Below are 13,693 nucleotides of genomic sequence, written 5' to 3'. Positions count from 1 at the left end.
TCACCTGTCTGTAGGGGAATCAATTCGGCGTAAACGCAAAAGCCTTGGGCAGCGGGAATCCATCATCCAGTAGATGGGGTAGCCCGCCAGTACCGTAAGCAGGGAAAGCAAGGCGGTTTTCGGTTGGTGAACCGTCGCCAGTCCAACCGCCGGCAGAACCAGCAGCAGATACAAAACCGCGCCCCACCAGCCGACCTTATCTCCGCCCTCGGGGTGAAAACGCAAAGCGGCGGCTACGGCAAGGCTGCTGAACACCATCAGCGCCAGACCGCTATATACGATCAACTGCTCGAAGGTGCCGGTCAGGCACAGGGCGATGGCCCACAGGGATTGAAGGTAGATGGCCCGTGCCGGTGAACCGCCGGCGGTGCGACTGATCAATGCGGTGGGCAGCAGGCCGGATTCTGCCATTTTGGAATAAACTCGGGGACCGACCCAGACCATGGCGCTAACGGAGGTGAGCAGCGCGAGACAAAGGGCCAGGGTGAACACCGTTGTGAAGGACGTTCCGAGTGTCGCGTCCATCGCTTTCTTGGCAACGGGCAATATCGGTTCGGCCACCAGCTGCTCGTAGGGTAGGGCGGCGAAATACAGCGTATTGGCGGTCAGATAGAAAAATGTAATCAGCACGACGCTGATCAACATGGCATTTCGTATGGTGCGGGCCGGCGTGCGGACCTCCTCGGCAATGTAATTGACCGCATTCCAGCCGGAATAGGCGTATAGAATAAAGACCAGTCCCAGCCCCACCGCCGCGAAGTCGACTGGGCGTTCCGGTGGCGCGGTGAGGAAGCTGGCTTGGACGGCCGTGCTCTTGTCCGCGCCACCGAGTACCGCAAATGCGGCGGTAAACAACCCGCCGATTAATATGACCTTGACGGCGGTAATCAACAGATGGGAGCGGGTGCTGGCTCGAATGGAAAAAGAGTGGGGGAGTGTAACCCCCACTATCAACAACACCGCCAATAAATTAGGTGCGAACGCTTGGTTGAGCACCGAGTCGTTCGGGACAAGGTCCGTCAGTAAGGTTAATGCGTAGTGGCTTGCCCCCATGGCCGCGGCGGCGATGCCGGCGCCGAAACCTAGGGTGAGTGATGTCCAGCCGGATAGAAAAGCCGGGGCGCGCCCCCAACCTTTATGGATGTAGACGAACTCTCCTCCCGACTCGGGCCACAACCGGTGGAGACGAGTGTAAGCGAGTGAGCCACAAAGCACGATGGCACCTCCCAGCGCCCAAAGCGACAGAATCAGCGGCGGGTGGCCGATATCCCGAACCAGAAAACCGCTGGTGGTGAAAATTCCGCTGCCTATGGTATTTCCCAGTATTAGGGACACGGCGGTGATCAATCCGATGAGCTGTCCCTTGTTCATGGTGTCGTCCTACTCTTATTCGGAGGCGGTCGTCGCGGATGACCACCGATACACTTCGAAGCTATTGAACGGCAGAAAGTCATGGCTGGCCGTATAGCGATAACCGGCCGCTTCCATCTCCTGGCGGATTTGGTCCGGGTAGATCCCGTGAGGAATGATGAAAAAGGGTGTGCCCTTGCGGGTGTCGAGAATCGCGACTTGCGCGTCGGGCCGCAGATGGGAGGCCAAGTTGCGGAAGTAGCGGGTTCGCTCTGTCAGGTGGTGGTAGGAGTTGCACAGATGAACCAGGTCAATTTCATCCTCGGGCAAGCGCGGGTCGTGTTTCTCCGCAACGATGGCGGTAATATTATCGTAGCCTCTTTCCTCCGCCTCGGCCTGGAGGCGCTTCATGGCTTTCTCGTTGGTATCGACGGCATAGACGTGACCGCTTTCCCCCACGGCATCCGCCAGGTAATAACTGAAGTAACCATCTCCGGCGCCTAAGTCCACAACCGAGTCTCCAGGTTGCACGTTAAGGGCGGCGATGACCTCCTCCGGCCGGTTCCAGCCTTTGCGGTCGAACATATGGTCGTAGTCATACCGGGTAAAGGCGGCGGAACAGCCAAAGGCTCCCAGTACAATCAGTACCAGGGGAGTACAAATCAGCGCGATCTTTAAGGCTCTGACAGAGGAGCGTTTCCCTTGTGGCCGGTTCATAGCAGTTAAAGTCCCGTTTTCCGTTGCAGGTTTAGGTGATGCTCGCCCGGCGACGTGGGCGAATGTTATGGAACACAGGTTGGCACAGCGCTTGGACTGAATTCGAGTGGTCTGTGACGGGCGGAGAGGGTTTGTGACGAGCCGTTTGTCACTGTGACGAACGGATTGGTTTAATTAAGTGCCAGTGTTGATAAGGGGGCGGAGGGTTTTGAGCGAATATTGGGTAGGGTTGGTCGGTCCGACGCTTCGGAGCGAAGCGCCACCTACCACCACGGCCCTGCCGGTTACTGCTGAGACTCCACCGACGCGGCTTCCAACCCGTAATGTTTGCCGCCCACGGCCTGTTCTTCGCGCCGGAACACGATCAAATGGTCGGCCTCCAGGCGAATGCCCACGTGATCGCCGATGGCGTAGTCGTGATGGCTGGGAAAAGCCGACTGGATGCGGCTGCCCGTGGGAAGCTGCAAGGTATAAAGCGTCGCGGTGCCAGCGAACACCTTGGCGATGACTTCGGCTTTTTTATCACTGCTGTCATCGTGGATGACATCATCCGGGCGCAACAGTATATCCACTGGCGTGTTTTCCAGCCATTCGTAGCAGCGGTTGCCTTCGATGTCACCCAGTTCGGTGCGCACCGTATTGCGGTTGAGCAGGTGGCCCGCGAGGAAAACCCCCTGGCCGATAAAATTGGCGACAAAACGGGTGGCCGGTTCATGATAAAGGTTAAACGGCGTGTCCCATTGTTGCATCTCGCCCGCATTCAGTACGCCGATTTTGTCGGCCATGGCAAAGGCCTCGGATTGGTCATGGGTGACCATAATCGCGGTGATGCCGCGCTCTTTCAGAATTGCCCGTACCTCCAGGGCCAATGCCCGGCGCAGCTCCACATCCAGGCTGGAGAAGGGCTCGTCCATCAGCAACAGTTTAGGTTCTGGTGCCAGAGCGCGGGCCAGGGCAATGCGCTGCTGTTGACCGCCGGACAGCTCATGGGGAAAACGGTGACCGAGGTCTTCCAGTTTGACCAGCTGCAGCAGTTCGTCACAGATGCGGGACTTTTCCCGGGCGCTGCGCCCCTTGAGACCGAAACTCAGGTTCTCGCGCACGTTCAGGTGGGGGAACAGTGCATAGTCTTGAAAGACCATGCCTACGCGCCGCTTCTCCGGCGGTAGAGATTGGGTGCCCGAGGCCAGCAGTTGGCCGTCGAGGTGAATGTCGCCCCCGCCGGGTTGTAGAAACCCGGCGATCGCGCGCAGTACCGTGGTCTTGCCGCATCCGCTGGGGCCGAGCAGGCAACAAATATCGCCTTCATTCAGTGCAAATGACAGTTGGTCGACAACGGCTTCTCCGTCGTAGCCGCAGCGAATTTCTTTGACGTCCAGCAGTGCGGTCATAGGCTACCGTGAGTGGTTTAACAAAAACTCCACCAATGCTTTTTGGGCATGCAGGCGGTTTTCCGCCTCTTCCCAAATAACCGAGTCGGGATCGTCCAGAAGCTCGGCGCTGATTTCCTTGCCGCGGTAGGCGGGCAGGCAGTGCATGACCAGAGCATCGCTGTGGGCGTGGCTCATCAGCTCGGTGTTGACTTGGTAGCCGTCAAAGGCCCGCTCGCGGGTGTTCTTTTCATCTTCCTGGCCCATGGAGGCCCAGGTATCGGTTACCACCAGATCGCTATCCTTCACGGCCTCCTGCGGTGTGCGCACGACGGTCACACGGTCGCGCGCGCCCTCCAGCAGGTCCTGGCGCGGCTCAAAGCCTTCGGGGCAGGCAATGCGCAGTTCGAAGTCCCATTGCTGGGCGGCATTAATGTAGGACTGGCACATGTTGTTGCCATCGCCCACCCAGGCGACGGTACGCCCGGCGATCGGGCCGCGATGTTCCAGAAAGGTTTGCATGTCCGCCAGCAGCTGACAAGGATGAAAGTCATCCGTGAGGGCGTTGATAATGGGAACCTTGGAGTATTGCGCGAAACGTTCGACGTTTTCGTGCTCGAAGGTACGGATCATGACGACATCCACCATGCGCGAGAGCACGCGGGCGGAGTCTTCAATCGGCTCACCCCGACCCAGCTGAGTATCGCGCGGCGACAGAAACAGCGCGTGACCGCCCATTTGCGCCATGCCCGCCTCGAACGAGACGCGGGTACGTGTGGAGGATTTCTCGAAAATCATCCCCAGCACTTTGTTTTTGAACAGCTCTTCGGACTCGCCTTTGGCCTGGATGGTTTTCAGTTCAATGGCACGGTTGAGCACGGCATTCAGTTCCGTGGGGTCCAGGTCCATCAGTGTCAGAAAGTGTCTTGGTTTGGCCATAATGGCAACTCGTTGTTTCAACAGTGGGCCGCGCGCACGGCCGATGAATTAAAAGGCGCGAATCAGTTCTACTACGCCGGTCACCAGTTCTTCGGCTTCCGCATCGCTGAGGATAAACGGCGGCAGCAACCGAATAGTGTTGCCCGCAGTCACGTTGATCAGCAGCTCGCGCTCGCGGGCCTGAGCGATCAGCTCCGCGCAGGGGCGGTCCAGCTCGATGCCGATCATTAGCCCCTTCCCACGAATATTCACCACTTTGGCTTCGCCCTCCAAGCGGCTCTGGAATTCGCGTGCCAGCCAGTTGCCCAGTTGTGCCGCCCGCTCGATCCAGCCTTCGTTCAGCAGTGTTTCCACCACGGCGATGCCGGCGCTGCAGGCCAGCGGGTTGCCACCGAAGGTGGAGCCGTGGCTGCCGGGTTGGAAAATATCACCGGCCTCGCCCCGGGCCAGGCAGGCCCCAATCGGGACGCCGTTGCCCAGGCCCTTGGCGGTGGTTAGCACATCGGGCTGAATGCCATTGTGCTGAAAGGCAAAGTAGCGGCCGGTGCGGCCGTTGCCGGTCTGAATCTCGTCCAGCATCAACAGCCAGTCATTCTGATCGCAGATTTCCCGCAACTGGTTCAGGTAGCCGGGGGCCGGCACCCGTACGCCGCCTTCCCCCTGAATGGGTTCGACCAGAACGGCGACAATGTTCTTGTGTTCCGCCGCCGCGGCTCGCAACGCCTCGGGGTCGTTATAGGGCACGCGAACAAAGCCGTCTAGTAACGGGGCAAAGCCCTCTTGCGCCTTTTTATTGCCGGTCGCGCTCAGGGTAGCCATGGTGCGGCCGTGGAAGCTGTTTTCCATCACAATAATGGCGGGCTTGCTCACGCCCTTGGCCGCGCCGTATTTGCGGGCCAGTTTGATCGCCGCTTCGTTGGCTTCGGCCCCGGAGTTGGAGAAAAATACCCGCTCCATGCCGGCCTGCTCGCACAGCAAATCCGCCAGGCGGCGTTGCTGGGGGATGTTGTAGAGGTTGGAGACATGCAACAGTGTGCCGGCCTGCTCGCCCAGGGCGCGGGTGACGGCCGGGTGGGAGTGGCCCAACCCGCAGACCGCTATGCCGCTGATGGCATCGATATAGCTGTTGCCTTGATCATCCCACACACGGCTGCCCTCGCCCCGGACCAGGGTCAGAGTGCGTGCGCCGTATGTGTTCATCAATGTGTCCATTTACACTCCACAGTTGTACTTTAGTAAAATCAAAAAACCGCCAAATGCCCGTTGTAGTAACAGGCTGCCAATGCGTTGAGGCGGGGATCAATCAGGAATTCCGGAGCCATTCCAGCCGGCTACAGGTGGAGGGTAGCGAGCCCATGGAATGGCAAAGAAGCAATACTATAGCGATTTTTCAGGCTTGGCAAATGGCATCCATTGGCGCTTACAGCCCGTACTGGTGGGGGCGGGCGACTGCACGGGCGCGCCAGAGCCGGTATCATGGGTGCCCCTCGCCGCGCCGACGGCGGAAAACGATTTTCTTATCTCAAAGGTGGTATTGAATGACGGTTTTGCAATGGCTACCGGCCTCTATTGTGTTCGCTATGGCAGCGACGGTAACGACTCCGGTCTGGGCCGACGGCCTGGAGACGCTGGTCGTCACGGGCGAGCGTGAGGAACAAGCCGAGCCAATGCCGGGCGGCACGGGGCTGAGCATGGGCCAACAGCAGCCGGGGCTACGCATCGATAGCGGCGAGCTCCTGCAGGGCTTGCCGGGGGTGCAGGCCGGCAGCCGCTCCAACTATGCCCAGGATACCCGCGTGACGCTCCGGGGGTTTGGGGCGCGCTCCGCCTTTGGAGTGCGCGGCATTGACTTGCAACTGGATGGCGTTCCGCTGGCCACGCCCGACGGCCAGGGCCAGCTCTCCAGCGTGCCAGTGGATGAAGTCACCCGGTTACGGGTGCTGCGCGGGCCTTTGGCTTCGCTCTACGGCAATGGCGCCGGTGGTGTCATTCTGTTTAAGACGGCTGCCCCAGAGGATAACCGCTTGAGCGCCAAGCTACTCGCCGGGGAGGGCGACCGCCGGCGCCAGGCTCTGGCAGGCGAGTGGCGCGAGGGGAATTGGGGCGCGCGGGTTCAGGCCTCTCGGTTTGAGAGCGATGGCGAACGCCCCCACGCGGAAGCGGAACGCCGCAATGCCGGGGCGCGTTTGTATCATCTCGCCGAGAGTGGCATAGAGGCCATTGTTCGGGTGGACATCAGTGACGACCCGCTATTGCAAGATCCGCTGGGCCTGAGTCCCGAGCGCTGGCGGGAAGACCCGGACGCCGGGAACGAGCGCGCCTTTACTTTTGATTCGCGTAAGAGGATTCGGCACCGCCAGGCCTCCCTCACGTTGCGTCAGACTCAAACCGAAAACCGTTGGGAAACCGCCCTTTGGCGCGGGCAGCGGGAAGTGAATCAGTGGCTGCCCTTCGGCGGTGAGGACATCACCAGCTCCGGGGCGGTGATTGACCTGACCCGGGATTTCGTCGGCCTACGGGCCAGCTATACGCGGGACCTGACGTTGGCGAACGCCCCGCTGGAGGCCACGGTGGGGATGAGCCTGGAGCAAATGGAGGACCGACGCCGTGGCTATGTAAACAATAATGGGGTCACCGGCGACTTGCGCCGGAACGAATTGGGCGAGGTAGACAGTCGGGATCTGTTCGCCATTCTTACCTGGCAGCCGAATGACCGCTGGGAGGTAACGGGGGGTGCCCGTTACAGTGACCTCACCTTTGCGGTGGACGACCATTTCATCGTGCCGGCCCAAAACGGCCAGCCCGCCAACCCCGATGACAGCGGCGGTCGGGAGGATGATTTTGTGTCGACCGCTCTGGGAGCGACGTATGATCTGGGGAATCAGTGGCAGTTGTTTGCCAGTGTGGGGCGCGGTTATGAGACGCCGACCCTGACGGAGATGGCCTATCGCAACGAGGGGACGGGCCTGAATACCGGACTTTCCCCGGCCGAGACCGATCAGCGTGACATTGGCGTTCGCTTTGGACCCTCCGGTTCACCGCTGATGGAGCTGACGGTGTTTCAGATCGACAGTTCGGATGAGTTGGTGGTGGATCAGTCGGAGGGCGGTCGTACCACTTATCGCAATGCGGCGGCGACGGAGCGTTGGGGCCTGGAGGCGTTTGGTTCGCTGGCGTTGGCGCCGGGTTGGTGGGCTCGTTACAGCGCGAGTTATTTGGATGCGACCTATTCGGCCGGTGAGTGGTCGGGTAATCAGTTGCCGGGTATTGCGGATTCGAATTTGTATGGGCAGCTTCGGTGGGAGCCGTGGTTGGACTCTCGCTTGGGGTTGGCTGTGGTGGCGCGCTATCGCGGTGAGGTGGCGACGGCGGATGATAATGAGACCTGGGCGCCTTCGGCGGTGACTTGGGATTGGAGTGTGGATTCTGAGCGCGCTTATGGGAGCTGGTTGGTTTCGGGTTGGGTGAAGTTGGAGAATGTGACGGATGAGCAGTATGTGGGGGCGGTGATTGTGAATCAGGGCAATGGCCGTTCTTTTGAGCCTGCGCCCGGACGTCAAATCAGTGTGGGGCTTAATGTGGATTATCAGTGGTAGCGGTCGGAGAGCTCCGGGCTTGAGCGGAGTCCGGTCTCGGAGGCGGTGAAGCCTTCCGGGACACGCCGTAAACCCGTGACGTGAAGGGATTCACTAATGCCGCGATGGCATGGATGCCATGGAGCGGCCCCTGGGGGCTCGAATCGCGAATCCCGCGCTCCACGGTCCCGGAAGGCTTCACCGCCTCCGAGACCTCAGTGCCACCCTCAAGTTTTGGGGTACGTAGGGTGTGGTAAGCGCGAAGCGCGCCACCCACCATAATAAACATACGTGATTCCGTGCCCATTATTTAAAAAATGTTTTGGCAAAGGTTAAAGCCATTGAAATTCCCTGAACTCCCGCACCTTCCTCTTTCCGACTACCGCGCGGATTTCCTGGCTTCGTTGGGTCAAGACCCTCTATTGCTTGAAGCCGAGCCCGGCGCCGGTAAATCGACGTTGGCGCCCCTATGGGCGCTGGAGGCGGCGCCCGCAGGGCGGCAGGTGTGGGTGGTTCAGCCGCGTATTCTGGCGGCGCGTGGGGTGGCCCGTCGGCTGGCGGAGTTGCTGGGCGAGGGCGTTGGTGAGACGGTTGGGTATCAGGTGCCGTTTGATCGGACGGTTTCCGGGCAAACGCGGCTGGTGGTGATGACGCCCGGTGTTTTCCTGCAGCGTCTGCTCTCCGACCCCGAGCTGGAAGGGGTCGCCACGGTGATGCTGGATGAGGTTCACGAGCGGGCGCTGGATCAGGATACCGCTTGGGCGTTGTTGCAGGAGGCGGCGATTCTTCGGGAAGATCTCACGCTGGTGCTGATGTCTGCGACGCCTGACCCGGCCTTGCAAGCTCAGGTTGAACAGCGCCTGTTTGCCCCCGGCCGGTGTTTTCCGGTGTCGGTTAGTTATCGGGTGCCGAAACAGGCGGTGCGGCAGCGGACTGAGCCGTTGGAGGAGCAGGTGGCGAGTGCGCTTGCCTCGGTGTCGGACTGGAAAAGCCGCACGGTTTTGGTGTTTCTGCCTGGTTGGCGGGCGATTGAAGCCTGTGCCCAACGCTTGGCGGGGGAGCTGTGTCAGGTGGTCCGGTTGCACAGCCGGGTGCCGGACGCGGAACAGGCGAGGGCGTTGGACCCGGCGACGGGGCCCCGGGTGATTCTGGCGACCAATATTGCCGAAACCTCACTGACCATCGCCGATGTCACCCTGGTGATTGACTCGGGGCAGGCGCGCCGGTCGGTTTATGAACAGGGCACGGGGGTTAGCCGGTTGCAGACCCGTCGCATCAGTGCCGCCAGCGCCGAGCAGCGGCGCGGTCGGGCCGGGCGGGTGCAGGCGGGGGACTGTATTCGTTTGTGGGCTGAGAGCGAGGTGCTGGCACCTGCGGATCAACCGGAAATCCGCTCCACGGATATGGTGCCTCTGGCATTGCGGCTGGCTCATTGGGGGTCGCCCGCGGGGGATTTGCCCTGGCTGGAGCCCCCCAACCCCATGGCGCTAGCCGCCGCTCGCAGGCAACTGGAGGTTTGGGGGCATCTGGATAAGACGGGGCTGATCACCGAGCGGGGCCGGCAGGTGACGGTGCTGGGGACTCACCCGCGCATCGCTGCCCTGCTGCAAGCGGCCACAGAGGCCGACTCCTTGCCCGAGGACGCTCTGCTAATGGCCCTGGCCTTGCATTTTGAGACGCTCGAGCTGGATGACTGGCGCGGTCGAGCGGCTCAGGCGCTGGCTCGCAATCGGCTCTGGCAAAAGCAGGCGAACCGGTGGTGTAAAGCGCTGGGAGTGTCAAAGGCGGTGGGCGGCCCACTGCCTTCAGCGGTTTTGGCTCAAGTTTACCGTGATCGCATCGGGCATCGACAGCCCTCGGGGCGTTATCGGCTCAATAGCGAGATCAGTATTGCCCCGGAAGGGCCGCTTGAGAGCGAATGGGCGGTATTTCCCGAGGTTCTTGCCCACGGCAAGGGCCACGCGGGCCTGGGCTGGAGCCTGACGCTCGGGCCGGAGCAGCAGCGGGCCTTGAGTCAGCCCTCCTCGGAGCTGAGCCTTTCCAAGCGCGGCTGGGAATGGCGGACGCTGTGGCGAATGGGTGGCTCGGTGACGGCGGAAGACCGAGAGCTCGTCTCGGGTGAATCCCTGGTCTCGGCCCTGGTGGCGGATATCCAAGCCAGAGGAGAGGCTGCTTACCCCTGGCCCGATGCCGCCACGCAGCTGCTGCGGCGGGCGCGTTTGGCGAAAGAGTCCGGGTTACTCGAGTTGCCCGAGCTCGGCGAGGGGACATTGCGGGCTCGTCTGGGCGGGTGGTTGGGCCCCTACCTCTCGGAGCGGGTGCGGCCCGACACCTTGCCCTGGCTTGAAGGTCTGCAATTCTACCTTGGCTTTGAGGCCGTTCAAGCGCTGGATCGGCTGCTGCCCTGCAAGGCCACCCTGCCCAGCGGACGGGAGGTCCCGGTCGAATACCCGGAGCGAGGCATGGCAGAAGTCAGTGGCAAGCTACAGGAATTCTTCGGTTGCGAGCGATTCGCCCTGGCCGAGGGCCGGGTGCCGTTGCGTTTGCACTTGGCTTCACCCAACGGCAGCCCTTTGGCCATTACCACCGACCTGGCCTCCTTCTGGCAGGGCGCCTACCAGGGGGTACGCAAGGAAATGCGTGGCCGCTACCCCAAACACCCCTGGCCGGAGAACCCTCTCAGCCACGCGCCGACCCGCTTGACCAAAAGGCGGCTGGCTCAGGGGTGACAGCGTTCGGCTTAGCGCTGATCGAGTTTGTGGGGCCAGGCTGGCTGGTTTCCCGAAACGCCCTGCGTTAGAATGGCAATACTTGACTCGCATGCTGGGTTTTTCCAGCCGTGCCGATTGTTGATTTATTTCGCCCTGAAACCCACGTCGTAATGACATGCAATTCACACCGTAATGAAGAGGTCAGTCAGTCCTATGGACGAAGTACAGACAACCATTAAGCAGCAAATTGAAGAAAACCCCGTCATTCTGTACATGAAGGGCTCCCCCAACGCCCCCCAGTGCGGTTTCTCCCAGCGCACCTCGCAAGCGGTCATGGCCTGTGGCCAGCGCTTTGCCTACGTGGACGTACTGGCCAACCCGGAAATCCGCTCTGGTCTGCCCCAGTACGGCAACTGGCCGACCTTCCCCCAGCTGTGGGTCAAGGGCGAGCTGGTCGGTGGTTGCGACATCGTTATGGAAATGTACGAAAAGGGTGAGCTCAAGCCGTTGTTGGAAGAAGCCGCGCCTAAAGAGTAAGGGCTAAATTACAAAAAGGTAGACGCCCAACAACGCCAGCAGTGCCACACCACTGAAGGCGATGAGGGCCAGACTCAGCTTCTGGTAGAAGCGATCGCGCCGATGCTGCTGCTGAGTCTGCTGCCCGATGTGATGCACCTGCTGCACCAGATCCCGCGAGCGAAGCAACTTCGCGCGCGTCTCCATAAGAATCTCGATATCCCGGTCGATGACCGCCACCGCGGCATTATCCCCCTCCACGCGCTGGCGCGCGGCCCGCAGGTTGGCCAGCTGCTGCTCCAGGCGCTGCATCTTGGATTGGATATTGGCGGAGACGTCATCAAAATTCATCGGGTACAGTCTTTTAAACGTGCAAAACGCTTACCTTATCAGATTCATCCGGTAAGCGCCTGTTGTATAATGCCCACACTCAGGTGTCAAACCTCTGTGCTATGGTTGAAAAAACCGATACCGCAACCGTGAGGAGAACGATCCATGTTGAGAATGTTCAATATCCGGGGCGCCACCCTGCGCGACCAGCCGGTGGATGACAGCAGCCTCAAAACCGCGCTGAACGACGCGGTCTGGATCGACGCCCACGAACCGACCGAAGAAGAACGCGAACTGCTCAACACCTTCCTGCGGGCCGAACTGCCCGAGTCCGACGACGTGGAAGAGATCGAATTCTCCGCCCGCTACTTCCAAGACGCCGCCGGCCTGCACGTTCACTCCCTGTTCCTGTCCCCGGGAGAAGGCCGGCACAGCACCGTCACCGTCGCCTTCATCCTGCAAGAGAAACGGCTGATCACCCTGCGCGACGGCGACCTGGCCGACTTCCGCCTGCTGCGCATGCGCGCCCGGCGCGGCCAAGTCCAGGCCACCTCGCCCCAGGACCTGATGATCACCATGTTCGAGCAAAAAGTCGAAAACCTCGCCGACGTACTCGAAGACATCCACCGCAAACTCGAAGACGTCAGCCACCTCGTGCTCGAAGACGACGACGCCGAACTTGAAGACGCCATCGACAAACTTGCAAAACTGGAAGACAGCAACGGCAAAATTCGCCTCTGCCTAATGGACACCCAGCGTTCCATCTCCTTCCTGCAACGCCACCTGCGCGAACACTTCGAGCTGCAGGAAACCTCCCGTGAAATCAAACGCGACGTGGACACCCTAATGTCCCACACCGCCTTCCTGTTCGACAAAATCAACTTCCTGATGGACTCCACCCAGGGCTTCATCAACATCGAACAGAGCCAAATCATCAAAACCTTCTCCATCGCCGCCGTGGTCTTCCTGCCCCCGACGGTGGTGGCCAGCATCTACGGGATGAACTTCGACATCATGCCCGAACTCGACTGGCAATTCGGCTACGTCTGGGCCCTGCTGATCATGGTCTTGTCCGGCATAGCGCCGTACTGGTACTTCAAACACAAGGATTGGTTGTAATTCGCCAGAACCGCTAAACGCGGGGCAGAGTGCGGAGGTACGGTGTGGGGTGTAGGGTTCCCAGACACGCCGTGAACCCGGTCCTACGCGCTCCCGGCGCTTACGGACACTTCCCACATCCCTGTGGGTCGTCCACGTAGGCTCGAATCGCGAATCCCGCGCTCCACGGTCTGGGAACCCTACACCCTACACCGCGCAAAGCACGGCAGCACAAACTCGCTACAATGTGCAGAGGGCCGGCATGAGGCATTCCTTTTCAAGACCGTAAGCGGCGGGACTCCGCGCGTCGAGCCCCCAGGGATGGGTTTACGGCGTGTCTTGAAAAGGAATGCCTCATGACGGACCGGTCGTAACGCAATTAGGTGGGGCCAAGTGTATTTTTTATTGAAAGCAAACCGAGGAAACCATTTTGTTTGAAGCTGTATTGTTTGACTGTGATGGAGTGCTGGTCGACTCCGAAATCCTGGCCACCCGCGCCCTCCATCGCTCCATCCAAAATCTTGGCATGAACTACACCGAACAACAAGTCGCCGAAACCTTCACCGGCCACAGCTTCCCCGACTGCATCAAAATGGTCGAACAACGGCTCGGAAAACCCATCCCCGACCTCGACCAATTCAAAGACGACAACCGCCAGTTCTCAGAACAACTCATGAAAACCGAACTCAAAACCATGCCCGGCATCGAAACCGTGCTAACGGCGCTTACCCACCCCTACGCCCTCGTCACCAACTCCCGTACCTTCGAACTCCAGCTAAAACTCAGCGTCACCGGCCTCGACCAATACTTCCCCGAAGCGCGCCGGTTCGACTCCGAAAAACTCGCCGTCGCCAAACCCGACCCGGCCATCTACCGCCGCGCGGCCGAAAACATCGGAGCGGACATTACCCGCTGCCTCGTTGTGGAAGACAGCGTGCCCGGGCTTACCGCCGCCACCAAGGCCGGTGCCACCGTCTGGGCCTACCGGCCACACGCCAACCCCGAACAACTGGAGGCGTTTGGAGTCGAGCGCGTATTCCACGATTGGTCCGAGTTCCGCGTCCCCCAAGCCTGATCCCAAAAGGGC

11 protein-coding genes are annotated in these 13,693 nt (G+C 60.6%); 5 read left to right on the top strand and 6 right to left on the bottom strand.

All coding sequences use genetic code 11. The annotated features are described in order from the left end of the window. From AAE514_RS08980 to AAE514_RS08960, 5 genes are all read right to left on the bottom strand, one after another. A complete protein-coding gene (locus AAE514_RS08980; protein ID WP_347331196.1) occupies positions 1-1,371 on the bottom strand; it encodes an APC family permease in 1,371 nt (456 codons plus the stop codon). Between the two features lie 15 nt (positions 1,372-1,386). Then, a complete protein-coding gene (locus AAE514_RS08975) occupies positions 1,387-2,067 on the bottom strand; it encodes a class I SAM-dependent methyltransferase (RefSeq protein ID WP_347331195.1) in 681 nt (226 codons plus the stop codon). 284 nt (positions 2,068-2,351) lie between these two features. Then, positions 2,352-3,458: an ABC transporter ATP-binding protein gene (locus AAE514_RS08970; RefSeq protein WP_347331194.1), complete on the bottom strand. Its 1,107-nt coding sequence runs from the start codon at positions 3,456-3,458 to the stop codon at positions 2,352-2,354. A 3-nt stretch (positions 3,459-3,461) separates the two neighbouring features. Continuing rightward, positions 3,462-4,376 (bottom strand): ornithine carbamoyltransferase, encoded by a 915-nt coding sequence (argF, locus tag AAE514_RS08965; RefSeq protein ID WP_347331193.1) that lies wholly within the window; start codon positions 4,374-4,376, stop codon positions 3,462-3,464. Positions 4,377-4,424: 48 nt separating this feature from the next. Next, positions 4,425-5,588 carry an acetylornithine transaminase gene (locus AAE514_RS08960; RefSeq protein ID WP_347331192.1) on the bottom strand — a complete coding sequence of 388 codons (1,164 nt, stop codon included), beginning with the start codon at positions 5,586-5,588 and terminating at the stop codon, positions 4,425-4,427. 326 nt (positions 5,589-5,914) lie between these two features. Here AAE514_RS08960 and AAE514_RS08955 point away from each other — a divergent pair, with 326 nt between their 5' ends. The 3 genes from AAE514_RS08955 to grxD all read left to right on the top strand — a co-directional run bounded on the left by AAE514_RS08955 (position 5,915) and on the right by grxD (position 11,199). Further along, the gene (locus tag AAE514_RS08955) at positions 5,915-7,972 is read left to right on the top strand and encodes a TonB-dependent receptor family protein (RefSeq protein WP_347331191.1); all 2,058 of its coding nucleotides are present in this window, start codon (positions 5,915-5,917) and stop codon (positions 7,970-7,972) included. 320 nt (positions 7,973-8,292) lie between these two features. After that, the gene (hrpB, locus tag AAE514_RS08950; protein WP_347331190.1) at positions 8,293-10,680 is read left to right on the top strand and encodes an ATP-dependent helicase HrpB; all 2,388 of its coding nucleotides are present in this window, start codon (positions 8,293-8,295) and stop codon (positions 10,678-10,680) included. Positions 10,681-10,875: 195 nt separating this feature from the next. Then, positions 10,876-11,199 carry a Grx4 family monothiol glutaredoxin gene (gene grxD, locus AAE514_RS08945; RefSeq protein WP_347331189.1) on the top strand — a complete coding sequence of 108 codons (324 nt, stop codon included), beginning with the start codon at positions 10,876-10,878 and terminating at the stop codon, positions 11,197-11,199. A gap of 3 nt (positions 11,200-11,202) precedes the next feature. Here the strand turns inward: grxD and AAE514_RS08940 are convergent, their stop codons facing one another. Beyond that, a complete protein-coding gene (locus tag AAE514_RS08940) occupies positions 11,203-11,529 on the bottom strand; it encodes a hypothetical protein (RefSeq protein WP_347331188.1) in 327 nt (108 codons plus the stop codon). A 144-nt stretch (positions 11,530-11,673) separates the two neighbouring features. Between AAE514_RS08940 and corA the strand changes: the two genes are divergently transcribed. Together corA and AAE514_RS08930 are read left to right on the top strand one after the other, a co-directional pair. Beyond that, positions 11,674-12,627 (top strand): magnesium/cobalt transporter CorA, encoded by a 954-nt coding sequence (gene corA / locus AAE514_RS08935; protein WP_347331187.1) that lies wholly within the window; start codon positions 11,674-11,676, stop codon positions 12,625-12,627. Between the two features lie 409 nt (positions 12,628-13,036). Next, a complete protein-coding gene (locus AAE514_RS08930; protein WP_347331186.1) occupies positions 13,037-13,681 on the top strand; it encodes an HAD family hydrolase in 645 nt (214 codons plus the stop codon). The last annotated feature ends 12 nt before the right edge of the window (positions 13,682-13,693 follow it).

Source organism: Marinimicrobium locisalis, assembly GCF_039822625.1.
Taxonomy (GTDB): domain Bacteria; phylum Pseudomonadota; class Gammaproteobacteria; order Pseudomonadales; family Cellvibrionaceae; genus Marinimicrobium; species Marinimicrobium locisalis.
The sequence above is the reverse complement of the archived record's forward strand: the minus strand, read 5'-3'. Positions and strand labels throughout refer to the sequence as shown.